This window comes from Allobosea sp. Leaf344 (assembly GCF_001426225.1).
In the GTDB taxonomy this organism is placed as follows: Bacteria; Pseudomonadota; Alphaproteobacteria; order Rhizobiales; family Beijerinckiaceae; genus Allobosea.
Genome location: NZ_LMRT01000001.1, coordinates 1,222,234 through 1,239,497, shown reverse-complemented (window position 1 = coordinate 1,239,497; position 17,264 = coordinate 1,222,234). Strand labels below are relative to the sequence as shown.

General features: G+C 70.2%; 19 protein-coding genes. 4 read left to right on the top strand and 15 right to left on the bottom strand.

Annotated elements, in window-relative coordinates:
* Positions 1 to 51: 51 nt before the first annotated feature.
* The 15 genes from lnt to hslV form a co-directional block, all read right to left on the bottom strand.
* Complete coding sequence (gene lnt / locus ASG72_RS05540; protein WP_056709769.1) at positions 52 to 1,647, bottom strand: apolipoprotein N-acyltransferase; 1,596 nt, start codon at positions 1,645 to 1,647, stop codon at positions 52 to 54.
* Positions 1,647 to 2,624: a hemolysin family protein gene (locus ASG72_RS05535; protein ID WP_056709767.1), complete on the bottom strand. Its 978-nt coding sequence runs from the start codon at positions 2,622 to 2,624 to the stop codon at positions 1,647 to 1,649. Before ASG72_RS05535 ends, lnt begins: the two co-directional genes overlap by 1 nt.
* On the bottom strand, positions 2,621 to 3,205 hold the full coding sequence (gene ybeY, locus ASG72_RS05530; RefSeq protein WP_082540095.1) for an rRNA maturation RNase YbeY: 585 nt from the start codon (positions 3,203 to 3,205) through the stop codon (positions 2,621 to 2,623). The genes ASG72_RS05535 and ybeY overlap by 4 nt, the downstream gene beginning before the upstream one ends.
* A complete protein-coding gene (locus ASG72_RS05525; protein WP_244488715.1) occupies positions 3,202 to 4,320 on the bottom strand; it encodes a PhoH family protein in 1,119 nt (372 codons plus the stop codon). Before ASG72_RS05525 ends, ybeY begins: the two co-directional genes overlap by 4 nt.
* A gap of 210 nt (positions 4,321 to 4,530) precedes the next feature.
* Positions 4,531 to 5,901 (bottom strand): tRNA (N6-isopentenyl adenosine(37)-C2)-methylthiotransferase MiaB, encoded by a 1,371-nt coding sequence (gene miaB / locus ASG72_RS05520; protein ID WP_056710009.1) that lies wholly within the window; start codon positions 5,899 to 5,901, stop codon positions 4,531 to 4,533.
* A 66-nt stretch (positions 5,902 to 5,967) separates the two neighbouring features.
* Complete coding sequence (locus ASG72_RS05515; RefSeq protein ID WP_056709766.1) at positions 5,968 to 6,774, bottom strand: lysophospholipid acyltransferase family protein; 807 nt, start codon at positions 6,772 to 6,774, stop codon at positions 5,968 to 5,970.
* A complete protein-coding gene (locus ASG72_RS05510) occupies positions 6,771 to 7,268 on the bottom strand; it encodes a GNAT family N-acetyltransferase (RefSeq protein WP_244488700.1) in 498 nt (165 codons plus the stop codon). Before ASG72_RS05510 ends, ASG72_RS05515 begins: the two co-directional genes overlap by 4 nt.
* A 70-nt stretch (positions 7,269 to 7,338) precedes the next feature.
* Positions 7,339 to 8,022: a tRNA (adenosine(37)-N6)-threonylcarbamoyltransferase complex dimerization subunit type 1 TsaB gene (tsaB, locus tag ASG72_RS05505; protein WP_056709765.1), complete on the bottom strand. Its 684-nt coding sequence runs from the start codon at positions 8,020 to 8,022 to the stop codon at positions 7,339 to 7,341.
* Between the two features lie 103 nt (positions 8,023 to 8,125).
* The gene (locus ASG72_RS05500; protein WP_056709763.1) at positions 8,126 to 8,686 is read right to left on the bottom strand and encodes a NifU family protein; all 561 of its coding nucleotides are present in this window, start codon (positions 8,684 to 8,686) and stop codon (positions 8,126 to 8,128) included.
* A 128-nt stretch (positions 8,687 to 8,814) separates the two neighbouring features.
* Positions 8,815 to 9,309, bottom strand: coding sequence for a universal stress protein (locus tag ASG72_RS05495; protein WP_056709761.1), 495 nt, complete (start codon positions 9,307 to 9,309; stop codon positions 8,815 to 8,817).
* A 91-nt stretch (positions 9,310 to 9,400) separates the two neighbouring features.
* Entirely contained in the window at positions 9,401 to 10,459 is a 1,059-nt protein-coding gene (trpS, locus tag ASG72_RS05490; protein WP_056709759.1) for a tryptophan--tRNA ligase, read from the bottom strand.
* A gap of 106 nt (positions 10,460 to 10,565) precedes the next feature.
* Positions 10,566 to 12,140, bottom strand: a complete 1,575-nt coding sequence (gene murJ, locus ASG72_RS05485) for a murein biosynthesis integral membrane protein MurJ (protein ID WP_056709757.1) — start codon at positions 12,138 to 12,140, stop codon at positions 10,566 to 10,568.
* 33 nt (positions 12,141 to 12,173) lie between these two features.
* Positions 12,174 to 13,481 (bottom strand): ATP-dependent protease ATPase subunit HslU, encoded by a 1,308-nt coding sequence (hslU, locus tag ASG72_RS05480; protein ID WP_056709755.1) that lies wholly within the window; start codon positions 13,479 to 13,481, stop codon positions 12,174 to 12,176.
* 1 nt (position 13,482) lies between these two features.
* Positions 13,483 to 14,016 carry a GNAT family N-acetyltransferase gene (locus tag ASG72_RS05475; RefSeq protein WP_056709753.1) on the bottom strand — a complete coding sequence of 178 codons (534 nt, stop codon included), beginning with the start codon at positions 14,014 to 14,016 and terminating at the stop codon, positions 13,483 to 13,485.
* On the bottom strand, positions 14,013 to 14,585 hold the full coding sequence (gene hslV, locus ASG72_RS05470) for an ATP-dependent protease subunit HslV (RefSeq protein WP_280137735.1): 573 nt from the start codon (positions 14,583 to 14,585) through the stop codon (positions 14,013 to 14,015). Before hslV ends, ASG72_RS05475 begins: the two co-directional genes overlap by 4 nt.
* Positions 14,586 to 14,792: 207 nt before the next feature.
* Here hslV and hisB point away from each other — a divergent pair, with 207 nt between their 5' ends.
* The 4 genes from hisB to hisA are packed head-to-tail and all read left to right on the top strand — an operon-like array spanning position 14,793 to position 17,254.
* Positions 14,793 to 15,380 carry an imidazoleglycerol-phosphate dehydratase HisB gene (gene hisB, locus ASG72_RS05465; RefSeq protein ID WP_056709749.1) on the top strand — a complete coding sequence of 196 codons (588 nt, stop codon included), beginning with the start codon at positions 14,793 to 14,795 and terminating at the stop codon, positions 15,378 to 15,380.
* Positions 15,381 to 15,390: 10 nt separating this feature from the next.
* Entirely contained in the window at positions 15,391 to 15,873 is a 483-nt protein-coding gene (locus ASG72_RS05460) for a DUF2628 domain-containing protein (protein WP_056709747.1), read from the top strand.
* Positions 15,870 to 16,526: an imidazole glycerol phosphate synthase subunit HisH gene (hisH, locus tag ASG72_RS05455; RefSeq protein ID WP_056709745.1), complete on the top strand. Its 657-nt coding sequence runs from the start codon at positions 15,870 to 15,872 to the stop codon at positions 16,524 to 16,526. Before ASG72_RS05460 ends, hisH begins: the two co-directional genes overlap by 4 nt.
* Positions 16,514 to 17,254 (top strand): 1-(5-phosphoribosyl)-5-[(5-phosphoribosylamino)methylideneamino]imidazole-4-carboxamide isomerase, encoded by a 741-nt coding sequence (gene hisA, locus ASG72_RS05450; RefSeq protein WP_200939890.1) that lies wholly within the window; start codon positions 16,514 to 16,516, stop codon positions 17,252 to 17,254. The genes hisH and hisA overlap by 13 nt, the downstream gene beginning before the upstream one ends.
* Positions 17,255 to 17,264 lie beyond the last annotated feature (10 nt).

Here is a 17,264-nt window from a genome sequence, read left to right as displayed (position 1 = left end):
GAAAGGAACTTCTAGAGGCCGTTTATCGCAAAGCGGTTCCAAATGGGATGATCAGTTGCGTCGATGCCTAAGAAACAACGAAAAGATTAGGAGAATGGCCAGAAGGCCTAGCTCTCCATAGCGGGCATAGAGCGTTTCGGCGGCCGGACGGGGTAGGCCGGAATCCAGGACGCCCTGCTGCCCCAGAGGAAGACTGCCGATGATCCTGCCATGGCCGTCGACGACGCCGGAAATGCCGGTATTGGCGACACGCACCAGCGGCAACCCCTGCTCGATCGCACGCATCCGCGCCTGGGCGAAATGCTGATAGGGCCCGCTCGTCTGTCCGAACCAGCCATCATTGGTGAGGTTGAGCATCAGCCCCGGCCGCGATCCCTGTCTCGGCACCACCTCTCCTGGAAAGATCGCCTCGTAGCAGATCAAGGGCGCCACGGGCGGCAACCCCCGCACGGAAAGGCCGACATGGCGGGGCCCGGCCGCGAAGCCGCCGGGGATGGCGACGAATTCCGAGAGGCCGACGCCACGGATCAGCCTGGCGAAGATCTCCGGCAGATATTCGCCGAACGGCACCAGATGCACCTTGTCGTAGCTGGCGACGATCGCGCCCTCGTCGTCGACGACCTGGATCGCATTGTAGATCGGCGGGCGCGCCTCCCCCGGCAGCGGTTCGCCCGCCCGCGCCGCCCCGGTGATCAGCGTGGTCTGCGGCGGCAGCAGCGCCGCGATCCGCGACAGCGCCGGCGGCGTCCGGCCGAGCAGGAAGGGAAAGGCCGATTCCGGCCAGATCAGATGCGTCACATCCTGCACGCCCAGCGTCGTCGGGCTGGTCGCCCGGTCGCTGAGCGTCAGATACTGGTTCAGGATTGCCTCGCCATTGCGCGGGCTGAATTTGGCGTCCTGCGGCAGGTTGGGCTGCATCAGCCGCAACTTCACCCCGGCGACCAGCGGCGCCGGCGTCGGCGGGATCCGCCAGACGCCATAGCCCGCCATGGCGGCGAGCGTCAGCAGGGCGAGCAGCGGCGCGCGCCAGCGCCGGGACCCGGTCTCCGCCGTGCCGAGCGTGGCCGGCGCCGCGCCGATCGCGACCGCGAGCAGCGTCAGCCCGTAGATCCCGGCGAGCGAGACGAATTGCGCCAGCTGCAGCTGGCCCGCCAGCATCATCCCGTAGAGATTCCAGGGAAAGCCTGTGAAGACGTGCCCGCGCAGAAATTCGCTCGCGGTCAGCGCCACCGCCAGCACCAGGATGCGGCGCGCACCCGCCGGCCAAGCCAGCCGTGCCAGGCCGAAGGCCAGCGCCGGGAACACCGCCAGCACAGCCGGCAGCGCCACCACGCCGAGCGGCATCGCCCAGGCGAATTTATCGGCCTCGACCAGGAAGGCGGCGCCGAGCCACCACAGCCCGGCGACGAAAAAGCCGAAGCCCCACCACCAGCCGACCGCCGCCGCCGCCCGGAAGCGCCGGGAAGCCGTCTCGCCGACGGCGCCGTCGATCAGCCAGACGGCCATCGTCATCGGCAGGACGATCAGCGGCCAGAGATCGAGCGGAGGCAGCGCCAGCGCACCGCTGGCACCGGCCGCGACGGCCATGAGGCGTCGCCGCCAGCCCCAGGCGAGGATGACGGCGTCGGCGACGCGGGCGAGCTGCATCAGACCGGCTCCACCTGCGCCATCGCCTGGCTGCCGGGTTCCGGCCGCTGCGAGATTCGCACCCGCTTGATGCGGCGCGGATCGGCCTCGAGAATATCGAAGGCGAGGCGCTCCGGCCCCTCGACGGTTTCGCCTTCGCCGGGGACGCGTCCCGCCAGCGTCACCACCAGCCCGCCGATCGTGTCGATGTCCTCGGCGACCTCGAGCTCGGAGAGATCGATCCCGGTGACCTCCTTCAGCTCGTCCAGCGTCGCCCTCGCATCGGCGGTGAACACGCCTTCGCCCGCGGCGGCGATCGATGGCGCCGCATCCTGATCGTGCTCGTCCTCGATCTCGCCGACGACGATCTCGACGAGATCCTCCATCGAGACCAGCCCGTCGGTGCCGCCATATTCGTCGATGACCAGCGCGATATGGGTGCGCGTCGCCTGCATCCGCACCAGGAGATCGACCGCCGGCATCGAGGGCGGGACATAGAGCACCGGGCGCAGGATCTTGGCCTCCGCCAGGGTCTGCGACAGGTCCAGCGCCGCGAAATCATGCCGCACCGCTTCGGTCACCCCGTCAAGCGTCGTGGCGCGGGCCTTCTCGGCGATGAATTCGAGGAAGTCGCGGATATGGACCATGCCGCGGGGGTCGTCGAGCGAATCGTCGAAGACCGGCAGGCGCGAATGGCCGGCGGTGCGAAACAGCGCCAGCAGCTCGTCCAGCGTAGTGTCGGAGGGCACGGCGATGATGTCGGCGCGGGGAACCATCACGTCGCCGACCCGGGTCTCGCGCAGGCTGAGCACGTTGGACAGCATGGCGCGCTCCTGCGCGCTGAGATCGGCGAGCTGCCCGCTGCCCTGCGCCAGTGCCTCGGTGATCTCCTCCCGGATCGTGCCGCCGCTGCGCAGGCCGAGGCGCTCCAGGAAATGGCCCAGCCAATGCGCCAGGCCGCGCGGCGCTTCGGGTTGGCTTCGACTGTCGTCGCTCATGATCTCGGGGACGGGTTCTGGTTGGAGGAAAGCGGCTCGCTATCCGCATAGGGGTCGCCGATGCCGAGGCTGGCGAGCGCGCGGATCTCCAGCGCCTCCATCCTCTCGGCCTCGGGTGTCGTCTCATGGTCCTCGCCGAGCAGATGCAGCACGCCATGGATGACGAGATGGCTGAGATGGTCGGCGAGCGGCTTGCCGTCGTCGCGCGCCTCCCGCTCCAGCGTCTCATAGGCGAGGACGAGGTCGCCGAGCACCGGGCTCTGCGCCACTCTCTCGACCGGGACCGCGGGGAAGGACAGCACATTGGTGGGCTTGTCGAAGCCGCGCCAGTCGCGGTTGACGACGCGGATGCGCTTGTCGTCGGTCAGCAGCACGCTGAGCTCCGCCTGGTCCATCGGCTTGCGGGCCGCGACGGAGACCGCCGCCCGGCTGGCCAGCGCGACGCGCTCGCGCAGATCCTGGAGGTCCCGCCAGCGCCGGGACTGCACCCGTATCGCCAGCGAAAGTTCCGGCTCCGCATCAGTGTCCTGGCTGTCCTGGCTGCGCGGCGCCGAGCGCCGCGCGCGAGATCGGTCGCTCATCGCGGCCGCTCCCGCGACAAGGTGCGGCGCAGCCCCTCCGCCTCGTCCTCGATCGGCGTATCGGGCACGGCGGCGCGGATGCGCTCCTCCCGCTCCTCGCGCTCGCGGCGGGCGGCGCTCTCATAGGCCATCACGATGCGGCGGACGAGATCGTGCCGGACCACGTCGCCTTCCTCGAATTTGGCGTAGCCGACGCCGTCCACGGTGGAGAGCAGCTTCACCGCCTCGATCAGCCCCGAGCGCTGGCCCGGCGGCAGGTCGATCTGCGAGGGATCGCCGGTGATGATCATCCGCGAACCCTCGCCCAGCCGGGTCAGGAACATCTTCATCTGCACGGAGGTGGCGTTCTGCGCCTCGTCCAGCAGCACCACCGCATTGGTCAGCGTGCGTCCGCGCATGAAGGCGAGCGGCGCGATCTCGATCATCCCGGTCTGCAGCGCGCGCTCAACATGGCGCGCCTCCATGAAATCATTCAGCGCGTCGTAGATCGGGCGCAGATAGGGGTCGACCTTCTCGCGCATGTCGCCGGGCAGGAAGCCCAGCCGCTCGCCGGCCTCGACCGCGGGGCGCGACAGCACCATGCGCTCGACCACGCCCTGCTCGATCAGCGAGACCGCATGGCCGACCGCGAGCCAGGTCTTGCCGGTCCCGGCCGGGCCCTCGGCCAGCACAAGCTCGTTGCGCTTCAACTGGCGCAGATAGGCGTCCTGCGCCGCGTTCCGGGCCCGCACCGGCCCGCGCTTGCGGGTCACGATCGCGTCGAAGGAGGCCTTGCCGGCATGGTCGGAGGGAAACAGCGAGCGCTGCACATTGCTTTCCTCGATCGCCCCGTCGACCTCGCCGAGCGTGACGGCGGCTCCGGCCTTGGCCCGGCTGTAGAGCGTCTTCAGCACCCGGCCGGCCTGCTCCGCCCCCTCCGGCGTGCCCTTGATCGTGACGTGATTGCCGTTGGGGCTGATCACCAGGCCGAGGCGGCGCTCGAGATGCGCCAGATTCTGGTCGTAATGGCCGAAGACCAGGCTCGCCAGCCGGTTGTCCTCGAAGGACAGCGTCACCTCCGTGGCCGCCAGCGCGTCGCGCGCCAGACCCTCGCGCGGCAGCGCGTCGACACGCAAGGCGCCCTCGCGCCGCAGGCTGCGCTCGGGGCGGGTGTTCAGCGGGTCAGGCTGTGCCAAATGCGTCGTCTCCCTGGCGGGTGGGTCGTGCGGGCAGGAGCGTCCGCGCGGAACTGCGGTCCATAACGAGATAAGAGGTTTTCAACCTGATGACAGGGCCGCGCCGGCCGGATTGCGCGCGGCGGAACGCAGGCGGGGCGTCGAGCGCGTTCAAGCGGCCAACTCCTCCGGCGCGCGGTCATCGGGCCCGGCCTTGCGGCCGAACAGCGAATTGGAGCCGGCCCGCTCGATCACCACCTGCACGCGGTCGCCGATCTGATTCGTCTCGGTTTCGATCTGCACAGCCTGCAGATACGGCGTCTTCCCCGCAAGCTGCCCGGGATGGCGCCCGGCCCGCTCCAGCAGGATCTCGACCTTGCACCCGACCAGCGCGTGGTTGAACGCCTGGCGGTGATGCTCGATGCGCTCCTGCAGCCGATAGAGCCGCTCGTTCATCTCCTCGCTGCCGATCTGGGTCGCGAGCTCGGCCGCCGGCGTGCCGGGGCGCGGCGAATATTTGAAGGAATAGGCGCTGGCGAAGCCGATCTCGTCGACGAGCCGGATCGTCTCCTCAAACTCCGCCGCGGTCTCGCCGGGAAAACCGACGATGAAATCCGAGGAGAGCGCGATGTCCGGCCTGGCGCGGCGGATCCTGGCGATCAGCCGGCGGTAATCATCGGCCGTATGCTTGCGGTTCATCGCGGCCAGGATGCGGTCGGCTCCGGCCTGCACCGGCAGATGCAGGAAGGGCATCAGCTGCGGCAGGTCGCGATGGGCCGCGATCAGATCCTCGTCCATGTCGCGCGGATGGCTGGTGGTGTAGCGAATGCGGCAGATCCCCTCGATCTCCGCGACCCGGTGCATCAGCCGTGCCAGGCTCCAGCTCGCGCCGTCCGGCCCCTCGCCATGATAGGCGTTGACGTTCTGGCCGATCAGCGTGACGTCCTGCACGCCGGCCGCCGCCAGCCGCTCGACCTCGACGAGGATCTGCGCCACCGGCCGCGAGAATTCGGCGCCGCGCGTATAGGGCACCACGCAGAAGGCGCAGAATTTGTCGCAGCCCTCCTGCACCGTGACGAAGGCGGAAATGCCGCGCGCCCTGATGCTCGCCGGGCGCGGCGCAGGCAGGTGGCCGAATTTATCGTCGATCGGCAGGTCGGTATCGACGATCCGGCGCGCGCGCGCCTGTTCCAGCAGCTCCGGCAGGCGGTGATAGGCCTGCGGCCCGACCACCAGGTCGACCGCCGGCTGGCGGCGCTGGATCTCCGCCCCCTCCGCCTGGGCGACGCAGCCCGCGACGACGATGCGGGTGTCCTGGCCCTGCGCCTTCTGCGCGGTCTTCAGGTCGCGCAGCTTGCCGAGCTCGGTATAGACCTTCTGCACCGCCCGCTCGCGGATATGGCAGGTGTTGAGCAGGATCAGGTCGGCGCCCTCGGGCGTGGCGCTTTCCTCGAAACCCTGTTCGCCCAGGATGTCGGCCATGCGCTGCCCGTCATAGACGTTCATCTGGCAGCCGAAGGACTTGATGTGGACTTTCTTCATCATCTCGGGTCGCGAGCCGCAAAGCGCTTCCATACTCCGGATCGCGCCGCGAGGAAATGCGCTGGGTTAAGTCGCGTCCGCGGCACCGCCGCTGGCGATGCTCCGCCGCCGCGCCTGCCGGATGCTGGCCTCCGCCCGCCGCGTCGCCTCCTTGCGCGAGACCGCCCGCCCCATCAGGATCGGCTCGCCCCAGGCCAGCTCGACATCGATGGCGCCGGCATTCAGCACCGCGCGCAGATGCGGCGCCAGATCGGTGTCGCCATACCAGGCCAGCAGCGTCCGCTCGAAGCGTCCGCCGGCCAGCCCATGGAAGCCGGTATAGGTGATGGTCAGCGGATAGACCGGGATTTCGCTGTCGGGCCCCGCCGCCAGCGCCTCATGCGCCGCGCCGAGCAAGGAGGAGCGCATCGGCAGGATGCGCGTGCCGTCGCCTGTCGTGCCCTCGGCGAACAGCACCACCGCCTCGCCCGCCTGCAGCCGCGCCCCCATCTCGGCCGCGACATCGGCGGTATGGGCGCGCCGCGCCCGGTCGATGAAGACGGTGCGCTGCAGTTTCGCGAGCTGCCCGATCACCGGCCAGCCCGCCACCTCGCTCTTCGCGACGAAGGAGAGCGGCCGCTCGGCGCCGATCACCGAAATATCCAGCCAGGAGACGTGGTTGGCGACGATCAGCCCGCCCACCCCGCGCTGCGGCGGCGTGCCGCGGATGATCCGGCGCACGCCGAGCAGCCGGCAGGTGACGCGGTGAAACAGCCGAGGAATCGCGCTGCCGCGGCCGATGCGGGTGGCGACGAGCTGCGCCGGCAGGAGCGCCAGGGTCACGCCCGCGAGCAGCGTCAGCCGCAGCATTCCGGCGGGCCGCAGCCGGCTCATGCGAGATCGAGCCGCATCGTCACGGCGCTGGCGCGGCTGCCGTCGCTCTTCGCGTAATAGCTCTGGCGGCGGCCGACTTCGCGGAAGCCCAGCGAGCGGTAGAGCTGCTCGGCCGGCCGGTTGCCGTCCTCGACCTCGAGATAGACATGGCGGATGCCGGCCCTGGCGAGCTGGTTGAGATGCGCGCCGAGCAGGATCCGGCCGAGCCCCTCGCGGCGATGCGCCCGGGCGATGACGACGCTCAGGATCTCCGCCTCGTCTGCCGCCTTGCGCGACAGGACGAAGCCGCAGGGGTGCGGGTCCGTGCCGGCGAAAATCCCGTCGGTGACGACGGCCGGGTCGGCGATCAGGGCGGCGCATTCGCCGGGCTCCCAGCCGCGGGCGAAACCGCCCTGGTGGTGCAGCGCCGCGACATGCCGCGCGAAGCGCACGTCCAGCATCCCCGTCCGCGCCGGGCTCGCTCCGGGTTTCAGCAATTTGCGCAGCCAGTCCATGCCGCTTGTTGGCCACAGCGCGGCCGGCAGGCAAGGATAATCTGGTCGGGCCCCGCCATGGCGTCGCGCGCTAGCGTCGCGGCAGCCGCGCCCGGTCCTGCGGCGTGGTTTCCGGCGCCTTGAGGTAGAGCGGGCGCGGTGGCGCGCTCTGCGGATCGGCGATCAGCCCGAGCCGCGCCACCCAGGCGATGTCCGGAGCCTTGGAATCGTCTATCACCAGCGCATCGAGCCCGATCGCCCAGGCCTCGTTGGCGATGGCCAGCGCGGCCGAGCCGACGAGGCTGACCGGCCCGGCGCCGATCGCGCGCGCCGCGTCGCGATGATTGACCTGGCGGACCGAGACCAGCGGCTTGCCCTCGGAGCTCAGCGCCTGGAACCAGACCTGCCCGTGCCGCGCATCCAGCGCCGCGGCGATCACCCGGCCGGGCTCGCGCCCGATCAGCGGCGCGGCCGTGGCCGCCAGCGTGGTGACGCCGACGGCGGGGATCCCGGCCGCCAGGGCGATGCCGCGCGCCGCGCTGATCCCGACCCGCAGCCCGGTATAGGAGCCCGGGCCGACGGTCACGGCGACGCGGTCGAGCCCGGAAAAACCGCCCTCGACCCCGGCCATAACCCGCTCGATCAGCGGCATCAGCGCCTCGGCATGGCCCCGGTCCATGGCGATCTGCTCGCCGGCGAGCGGCGCGGCCGCTCCGGCTTCGAACACGCAGGCCGCGCAGGCGCCGAGCGCGGTGTCGATCGCAAGGATACGCATGGTCGGCGGCAAATCCCGTCAGCAGGGCGCCGCCACGAGGCGTGACGACGAGAGGTCAGCGACAAGAATGCCAAAATCGCGCCGCGATCAAGCGTCGCGCGGCTCAGACCGCCTCGACCTCGCGCACATCCGGCAGGAAATGCTTCAGCAGGTTCTGGATGCCGTGCTTCAGCGTCGCGGTCGAGGAGGGGCAGCCGGCGCAGGAGCCCTTCATCGCGAGATAGACGGTGCCGTCCCTGAAGCCGCGGAAGGTGATGTCGCCGCCATCGCCGGCCACGGCCGGGCGGATCCGCGTCTCCAGCAGGTCCTTGATCGTCTCGACGGTCCTGGCGTCCTCGGGCGCGAAGAACTCGCCTTCCTCGATCACGTCGGCGGCGGAGCCGGAGGCCAGAACCGGCGCGCCCGACATGAAATGCTCCATGATCGCGCCCAGGATCGCCGGCTTGAGATGCGGCCATTCCCCGCCCGATTTGGTGACGGTGATGAAATCCGCGCCGAGGAAGACGCCGCTGACGCCGCTGACGCCGAACAGGCGCTGGGCCAGCGGCGAGCGCTCCGCCTGCTCGGGGGCGCGCAGCTCCAGCGTGCCTTCCGGCATCACGGTGCGGCCGGGAATGAATTTCAGCGTGGCGGGATTGGGGGTGGCTTCGGTCTGGATGAACATGGTCGCCTCCGGCGCGGGCGGTTCAAGGCCGCCGTTCCGCTTCCCGATATAGGCGTGACGCGGCCGGGATTCCAGCGGAAGCTTTCGCCTCCCGTCCTGGTCCCGCGCCCGCTCGGCATCGCCGGCCCTCAGGCCAGCGCGTCGATCTCCTCGTCGGCGAGATGGCCCGGAACGATCGCCACCGGGATCGGGAAGGTCGCCGCCGCCTTGCCGGCCAGCGCGCTGACCAGCGGGCCGGGGCCGTCCCGCCCGGAGCTGGCGGCCAGCACCAGCAGCGAAATATCCTCGTCGGCCTCGATCAGCTTGACCAGCTCATCGGCCTTCACCCCGGTGCGGACCACTTTTTCCGGCTCCATGCCGGCGAGCGAGCGCACCGCGGCCGCGGCCTCGTCGATCAGCGCCTGCGCCTCGGCCTCGGCCTCCGCCTGCATCACCTCGCCGACGCCGAGCCAGGTCTCGTGCTCGGGCGGGGTGATCACGCCGAGCAGCACGATCGCCGCGCCGACGCGGGCGCAGCGCCGGGCCGCGAAGCGCACCGCCTTGGCGCATTCGGGGCTGTCATCCACGACCGCGAGGAATTTCGGACGATGGCCCGTCTCATAGGCCCGCCTGCGCTTCACCATCTCTCTGGTCCTGTCGCCGCTTCCAGGAGCCGGCATGGTGGCCCGCGACCTTAGGTCAGCGCAAGCCTGCCGACGCGGGGGGCATCGGCGCTCAGCGCCTGACGAAGCCGATAATGTCCTTGACATCGGCCATCACCGGCTCGGCGATGGCGCGGGCCCGGTCGGCGCCCTCATGCAGGATCGCGTCGACATGGCTGACATCGGCCAGGAGTCTGCGCATCTCGCCGGCGATCGGGGCCAACCTGTCGACCGCGAGATCGACCAGCGCGCTCTTGAAGGCCGAGAACTGCCCGCCGCCGAACTGCGCCAGCACCGCCGCCTTGTCGCTGCCGGACAGGCCGGCATAGATCCCGACCAGATTCTCCGCCTCGGGCCGGCCCTCCAGCCCCTTCTCCTCGGAAGGCAGCGCCTCCGGATCGGTCTTCGCCTTGCGCACCTTCTGGGCGATGGTCTCGGCATCGTCGGTCAGATTGATGCGGGAATAGTCGGACGGGTCGGATTTCGACATTTTCTTGGTGCCGTCGCGCAGGCTCATCACGCGCGGCGCCGGCCCCTGGATCATCGGCTCGGGCAGCGGGAAGAAGCCGAGATCGCCGGTGGCGAGGCCGCGTTCCGCGATCTCCGCGCCGAAATCATTGTTGAATTTCTGCGCGATGTCGCGCGCCAGCTCGAGATGCTGCTTCTGGTCCTCGCCGACCGGCACATGCGTCGCCTTGTAGAGCAGGATGTCGGCCGCCATCAGCACCGGGTAGTCGTAGAGCCCGACGGAGGCGTTCTCGCGGTCCTTGCCGGCCTTTTCCTTGAACTGAGTCATGCGGTTGAGCCAGCCCAGCCGGGCGACGGTGTTGAACACCCAGGCCAGCTCGGCATGGCCGGCGACCTGGCTCTGGTTGAAGATGATGCTGCGCTTGGGATCGACGCCCGCGGCGATATAGGCGGCGGCGACCTCGCGCGTGGCGCGGCGCAATTCCGTCGGCCCGCCCCAGACATCGAGCCCCTGGGTGATCGCGTGCATGTCGACGACGCAATAGATGCAGTCATGCGTCTCCTGCATCGCCACCCAATTGGTCAACGCGCCGAGATAATTGCCGAGATGCAGCGTCGAGGTCGGCTGCATGCCGGAAAAGACGCGCTGGTGAAAGGCCGCCATCGGGCGCTCCCGCAAATCGGTGGAACCGGAGTGGCGCGTTCTGGCGGAAGCGCAGGGGGAGCGCAAGAGGCGCGCAAGAGGCGCCGCAGGAGGGCGAGAGGCGCGGTCAGCCCGGCGGTTTGCCCAGCCGCCCGAGCTCGCGCAGGTGGAAGGCGCCGAAAATCCGCCCGGCCAGCGCGAAGACCGCCAGGCCGAAGGCGCAGAGTCCCGCCAGCACCAGCATGCGCAGAGCGAGCCCGGTCGGTTCCGCCAGCCACGCCGCGAGCCTGGGTGTCAGCGCGCCCAGCGCCGCCAGCATGGCGAGCGTCGCCGCGATCAGCGCGAGCAGCGGCTTCAGCAGCGCCAGGCGCGGGTGCCAGAGCCCGTCGCGGATCAGGAAGATGCCGAGCACCGAGCCCTGCACCAGAAAGGCCAGGCTCGCCGCCAGCGCGGCGCTGGTCGCCGGCAGGGAGGATGTCCCGATCAGCCCGGCCGCGATCGCCACGGCCAGCGCCGCGAGCCCGGCACAGACCGGCAGGCTGGGCTTCTGGCGGGCGAAATAGACCTGCGCGAAGACCTTGGCCATCACCGCGAAGGGCAGGCCGGCGGCGAAGGCGGCGAGTGCCGAGGCCGTCCGCACCCGGTCGAGAGCCGCGAAGCGCCCGCGCTCGAACAGCACGGAGACGATCGGATCGGCCAGGAAGGCCAGCGCCGCCGCTGCCGGCAGCGCCAGGGCGAGGCCCAGCACCAGCGCCCGGTCGACCGTCCGGCGGCGCCCGGCCGCGTCGCCCTCGGCCTCCTGCCGGGCGATCGCCGGCAGCAGCACCACGCCCATCGCCACCGCGACGAAGCCGAGCGGCAGCTGGAAGATGCGGTCGGCATAATAGAGCCAGGACACCGCGCCGGGCTGGGCCGAGGCGATCTGCGTCGCGACCAGCAGCACGAGCTGCGAGGTCGAGGCGGCCAGCAGCGCCGGCCCGCCGAGCCGCATCAGCCGCGCCATTTCGGGCGACCAGCGCAGGCGCGGCACGGGCAGGCCGGGGCGGCGGCGCAGCAGGGCGGTGGCGATCATCACGAGATGCAGCAGCCCGCCGAGGCTGACGGCGCCGGCGACCAGAGTGGCGGCGCCGGCGGCCTGCAGCCCGGTGCCGAGCGCCAGCAGCAGCGCCGCCAGCAGCACGATGTTGAGCAGCGAGGGCGCCAGTGCCGCGACCAGGAACCGGCCCTCTGCGTTCAGCATCGCCGAGAGCAGCGAAGCGAGCGAGGTGAAGGCGAGGAAGGGCAAGGCGATGCGGGTATAGTCGATCGCCAGTGCGTAGGTCTGCGGCGCGTCGCGGAACCCGCCGGCGATGCCGAGCACGAGCCAGGGCGCGACCAGCAGGAACAGCGCGGTGAGCCCGCCTGCCGCCAGCGCCAGCCAGGCGAAGGCCTCGCCGGCGAAGCGCCGCGCGGCGCCGGGGCCCGATTCGCCGCGCACGCCGAGATAGACCGGCACGAAGGGCGCGTTCAGCCCGCCCTCGCCCAGCACCCGGCGCACCAGATTGGGCAGGCGGAAGGCGACGAGAAAGGCGTCCGCCACCGGGCCGGCGCCCAGCAGCCGCGCGATCAGCATGTCGCGGGCGAAGCCGAGCAGTCGCGACAGCACCGTCGCCAGCCCGACGACCAGCGAATTCCGGGCGAGCGTGGACGAATCAGCCGGCATCGCCCTCTTCCCTCCCCCCGGGCCCGGCCGACCCTACAGGATGAACCGGCTGAGATCCGTGTTCCGGGCGAGGTCGCCGATCCGCGCCTCGACATAGGCCGCGTCGATCAGCACGCTCTCGCCCGAGCGATCGGGGGCGGTGAAGGAGACGTCGTCCAGAATGCGTTCGATCACCGTCTGCAGCCGGCGCGCCCCGATATTCTCGACCGCCGCGTTCACCTCCACCGCGATCCGCGCGATCGCGTGGATGGCGTCGGGGGTGAAGCTGATCGTGAGCTCCTCGGTGGCCATCAGCGCCACGGATTGCTTGATCAGGCTCGCTTCGGTCTCGGTCAGGATGCGCTTGAAATCCTCGATGTCCAGCGGCTGAAGCTCGACCCGGATCGGCAGCCGGCCCTGCAGCTCCGGCAGCAGATCCGACGGACGCGAGACATGGAAGGCGCCCGACGCGATGAACAGGATGTGGTCGCTCTTCACCACGCCGTGCTTGGTGGCGACGCTGGTGCCCTCGATCAGCGGCAACAGGTCGCGCTGCACGCCCTCGCGCGAGACATCCGCGCCGCCCTTGCCTTCGCGCGCGCAGATCTTGTCGATCTCGTCGAGGAAGACGATGCCGTTGTTCTCGACCTCGCGGATCGCCGCCTGGACGATCGCCTCCTGGTCGATCAGCTTGTCGCTCTCCTCGGTCAGCAGCGGGCCATAGGCGTCCCGGACCAGGATGCGCTTGGGCTTGCCCTTCTGGCCGAAGGCCTTGCCGAACATGTCGGAGAGGTTGATCGCGCCGATCGAGGCGCCGGGCATGCCGGGCACCTCGAACATCGGCGCGGAGGAGGCGCCGGCCGCGATCTCGACCTCGATCTCCTTCTCGTCCAGCTCGTTGGCGCGCAGCTTGCGGCGGAAACTGTCGCGCGTCGCGGGGCTGGCGGTGGCTCCCACCAGCGCGTCCAGCACCCGCTCCTCGGCGGCCAGATGCGCCTTGGCCTGTACGTCCTTGCGCTTGGTCTCGCGAACCAGCGCGATCGCCACCTCGACCAGATCGCGCACGATCGATTCGACGTCGCGCCCGACATAGCCGACCTCGGTGAATTTCGTCGCCTCGACCTTGAGGAAGGGCGCGTTGGCGAGCTTGGCCAGCCGCCGGGCGATCTCGGTCTTGCCGCAGCCGGTCGGGCCGATCATCAGGATGTTCTTGGGCGAGACCTCCTCGCGCAGCGGCCCCTCCAGCTGCTGCCGCCGCCAGCGATTGCGCAGCGCGATCGCGACGGCGCGCTTGGCGTCGTTCTGGCCGACGATGAAGCGGTCGAGCTCGGAAACGATCTCGCGCGGCGAAAAACTGGTCATGTCAGGCCTGGTCCTGCTGAAACTGCATGATGAGCACCCCGTCCGTGCGGCCTTCGAGATGCGGCACGGGGCGGAAACCGGCCTTGCGATAGGCCGCCACCGCGCGGTGATTGTCGGGATGCGGGTCGATCAGGATGGTCTCGTGTCCCTGCGCCAGGAGCATCCGGGCGAAGCGCCGCAACACGGCCGAGCCGAGCCCCTGCGAGAGCCTGTCCGCATCGCCGATCGACAGGTCGATGCCGACCGCATCGGACGGGACCTCGGCCATCCAGGGGCTCTGCGCCAGGCTGTCCGGATCGAGGTTGAGCGCGACCTGCCAGAGCTGGAGATAGCCGGCCGGCTCGCCATCCAGCGTGAACAGGAAGGGCCGGCAGGGATCGCGCCCCTCGACCATCTCGCGGATGATGGCGAGCTCGCTCTCCGGCTCGCCCCACCAATCCTGCCAATGCGGCTGGGCCAGCCAGCGCGCCAGCAGCGGCAGATCGGCGGCGCAGACCGGCCTGAACCCGATTTCGGGGGATTGCTGCCCGGTCACGCCGCCTCCAGCGTCTCGATCACGAGGGAATGATTGGTGTAGACGCAGATGTCGCCGGCGATCTTCATCGCCTTGCGCACGATCGTCTCGGCATCGGCCTCGACATCGACCAGCGCCCTTGCGGCGGCGAGGGCGAAATTTCCGCCCGAGCCGATCGCCATCACCGAGCCGTGCTCGCTCGCCTCCGGCTCCAGCACGTCGCCCGTGCCGGAAATCAGCAGCGAGACCTCCTTGTCGGCGACCAGCAGCATCGCCTCCAGCCGGCGCAGATAGCGGTCGGTCCGCCAATCCTTGGCCAGCTCGACGCAGGCGCGCAGCAATTGCGTGGGATATTGCTCCAGCTTGGTCTCCAGCCGCTCGAACAGGGTGAAGGCATCGGCGGTGGCACCGGCGAACCCCGCGATCACCGCGCCCTTCGCCAGCCGGCGGACCTTGCGGGCATTGCCCTTCATGATGGTCTGGCCGAGCGAGACCTGCCCATCCCCGCCGATCACGACCCGCCCGCCCTTGCGCACCATCAGGATGGTGGTGGCGTGCATCGAGGGGGGAGCATGGCTGGCGTCTGACATCGCGATCTCGTCCTGGCTCGGCGCGGGCGGGAGCCGCCAACATGTTCAGGCCGGCGCCCGGTATCAAGAGCATCGAGCGCGAAGACCCTGCGAATCCGCCGGCCGCGCCGCTCGGCCGTGGCCTGGTCCCGCGACGCGGCGAAGCATTGGCCTTCCCGCCCCGCGCCTGCTAAAGCCACGCGAAATCCGCCAGCGACAGGGGCTGTCATGCGTTCGGGCGAAGTGAAGCGCCGCACCAATGAGACCGACATCGCGGTCAGACTCGTGCTCGACGGCACGGGCAAGGCCGAGATTGCGACCGGGGTCGGTTTCTTCGACCATATGCTCGATCTCTTCGCCCGCCATGCGCTGATCGATCTCGCCGTCAGCGTGAGCGGGGACACCCATATCGACGATCATCATTCGGTGGAGGATGCCGGCATCGCGCTGGGCGAGGCGCTGAAACAGGCGCTGGGCGACAAGAAGGGCATCCGCCGCTACGCTGACGTGCATCTGCCGATGGACGAGACGCTGACCCGCGTGGCGGTGGACGTCTCGGGCCGGCCCTTCCTGGTCTTCCGCACCCAGTTCCGGGCCGAGAAGATCGGGAGTTTCGACACCGAGCTGGTCCGGGAATTCTTCCAGGCCTTCGCGATCAATGCCGGCCTGACCCTGCATGTCGAGACGCTCTACGGGGACAATGCCCATCATATCGCCGAGAGCTGCTTCAAGGGCCTGGCCCGGGCGCTGCGCATCGCGCTCGAGGTGGACCCGCGCGAGGGCGGCCGCGTTCCCTCGACCAAGGGCGCGCTGTAAGGAACCGAGCATGGCCTTCTATACGGTGATGATCCCGCCGCCGGGCTCCGGCGGGCGGGTGGAGGAGATCGAGCGGGCGCGGCTGCTGCCGGAGAGCTTCTCCTGGTGGGCGCTGCTGCTGAGCGGTCTCTGGCTGCTGTCGCAGCGGCTCTGGCTGGCGAGCCTGCTGTTCCTGCTGCTCTGGGGCGGGCTGGTCTATGCGGAGAGCCGCTACGGGCTGGACGGCACGCTGATGGCCCTGGCCCATCTCGCCATCGGCCTGTTCCTCGGCCTGGAGGGCCGCAACCTGATCGCCCGCAAGCTGGCGCGCCAGGGCTGGCGCCTCGCCGACGTGGTCGAGGCGCGCGATCTGGCCGAGGCCGAGAAGCGCTATTTCGAGCGTGCTCTGGCGGGAGAGAGCGTCGCGGCGCGCCCGGCGCCCGCCCCGTCGCGTCCGCGCGACCAGGGCCCGCTGCCCGTGATCGGGCTGTTTCCGGAGGCGCAGGGACGATGAGCCAGAGCGTCGCGATCATCGATTACGGCTCGGGCAATCTGCATTCCGCGGCCAAGGCCTTCGAGCGCGCCGCGAGCGAGGCCGGCATCCCGTCGACGATTCTGGTCACCAGCGACCCCGGCGCCGTCCGTGCCGCCGACCGCATCGTCCTGCCGGGCGTCGGCGCCTTCGCCGATTGCCGGCGCGGGCTCGACGCCGTGCACGGCATGGTCGAGGTGCTCGAGGATGTGGTGCGCGGCCGGCAGCGGCCCTTCCTGGGGATCTGCGTCGGCATGCAGCTGCTGGCCTCGCGCGGCCTGGAGCACGAGGTCGCGCAGGGGCTGGGCTGGATCCCCGGCGACGTCGCCTTGATCGAGCCGCGGGATCCCGCGCTGAAGATCCCGCATATGGGCTGGAACACCCTGACCCAGCGCGCCCCGCACCCGCTGCTCCGCGACATCGCGACCGGCCCCGGCGGGCTCCACGCCTATTTCGTGCATTCCTACGCGCTGCAGGCCGCGCGGCCGGAGGATGTCCTGGCGCTGACCGATCATGGCGGCCCGGTCACGGCGATGGTCGCCCATGGCAATATCGCCGGCACGCAGTTCCATCCCGAGAAGAGCCAGAGCCTGGGGCTGAAGCTGATCGCCAATTTCCTCAGGTGGACCCCGTGATTCTGTTTCCTGCGATCGACCTGAAGGAAGGCCGCTGCGTGCGGCTGAAACAGGGCGACATGGCCCAGGCCACGATCTTCAACGACGATCCCGCCGCCCAGGCCCGCCAATTCGAGGAGCAGGGCTTTCGCTGGCTCCATGTCGTCGATCTCGACGGCGCCTTCGCCGGAAAGCCGATGAACGCCGCCGCCGTCGAGGCGATCCTGGCGCGCGTCGCCTTTCCGGTGCAGCTCGGCGGCGGCATTCGCGACATGGCGACCGTCGAGGCCTGGCTCGCCAAGGGCATCAGCCGCGTCATCATCGGCACGGCGGCGGTGCGCGATCCGGCCTTCGTCAAGGCCGCAGCCCGCGCCTTTCCGGGGAAGGTCGCCGTCGGCATCGATGCGCGCGACGGCCAGGTCGCGGTCGAGGGTTGGGCCGAGACCTCGGCGTTGGCCGCCGCCGATCTCGGGAGACGCTTCGAGGATGCCGGCGTCTGCGCCATCATCTACACCGACATCGCGCGCGACGGCATGCTCCAGGGCATCAACTGGGACGGCACCATCGCGCTGGCCGGCGCGCTCTCTATCCCGGTCATCGCCTCCGGCGGCCTGGCCTCCATGGCCGATATCGAGCGGCTCTGCGCGCCCGACGCCGCGCTGCTCGCCGGGGCCATCACCGGCCGCGCCCTCTATGACGGCCGGATCGACGCGGCAGCGGCGCTCGCCCGGCTCGCAAACCGCGGATAGGCCGTCGGGC

Coding starts and splice junctions, on each gene's coding strand:
- lnt (WP_056709769.1), bottom strand. CDS start 1,647: ATGCAGCTCGCCCGCGTCGCCGACGCCGTCATCCTCGCCTGGGGCTGG.
- ASG72_RS05535 (WP_056709767.1), bottom strand. CDS start 2,624: ATGAGCGACGACAGTCGAAGCCAACCCGAAGCGCCGCGCGGCCTGGCG.
- ybeY (WP_082540095.1), bottom strand. CDS start 3,205: ATGAGCGACCGATCTCGCGCGCGGCGCTCGGCGCCGCGCAGCCAGGAC.
- miaB (WP_056710009.1), bottom strand. CDS start 5,901: ATGAAGAAAGTCCACATCAAGTCCTTCGGCTGCCAGATGAACGTCTAT.
- ASG72_RS05515 (WP_056709766.1), bottom strand. CDS start 6,774: ATGAGCCGGCTGCGGCCCGCCGGAATGCTGCGGCTGACGCTGCTCGCG.
- ASG72_RS05510 (WP_244488700.1), bottom strand. CDS start 7,268: ATGGACTGGCTGCGCAAATTGCTGAAACCCGGAGCGAGCCCGGCGCGG.
- tsaB (WP_056709765.1), bottom strand. CDS start 8,022: ATGCGTATCCTTGCGATCGACACCGCGCTCGGCGCCTGCGCGGCCTGC.
- ASG72_RS05500 (WP_056709763.1), bottom strand. CDS start 8,686: ATGTTCATCCAGACCGAAGCCACCCCCAATCCCGCCACGCTGAAATTC.
- ASG72_RS05495 (WP_056709761.1), bottom strand. CDS start 9,309: ATGGTGAAGCGCAGGCGGGCCTATGAGACGGGCCATCGTCCGAAATTC.
- trpS (WP_056709759.1), bottom strand. CDS start 10,459: ATGGCGGCCTTTCACCAGCGCGTCTTTTCCGGCATGCAGCCGACCTCG.
- murJ (WP_056709757.1), bottom strand. CDS start 12,140: ATGCCGGCTGATTCGTCCACGCTCGCCCGGAATTCGCTGGTCGTCGGG.
- hslU (WP_056709755.1), bottom strand. CDS start 13,481: ATGACCAGTTTTTCGCCGCGCGAGATCGTTTCCGAGCTCGACCGCTTC.
- hslV (WP_280137735.1), bottom strand. CDS start 14,585: ATGTCAGACGCCAGCCATGCTCCCCCCTCGATGCACGCCACCACCATC.
- hisB (WP_056709749.1), top strand. CDS start 14,793: ATGCGTTCGGGCGAAGTGAAGCGCCGCACCAATGAGACCGACATCGCG.
- ASG72_RS05460 (WP_056709747.1), top strand. CDS start 15,391: ATGGCCTTCTATACGGTGATGATCCCGCCGCCGGGCTCCGGCGGGCGG.
- hisH (WP_056709745.1), top strand. CDS start 15,870: ATGAGCCAGAGCGTCGCGATCATCGATTACGGCTCGGGCAATCTGCAT.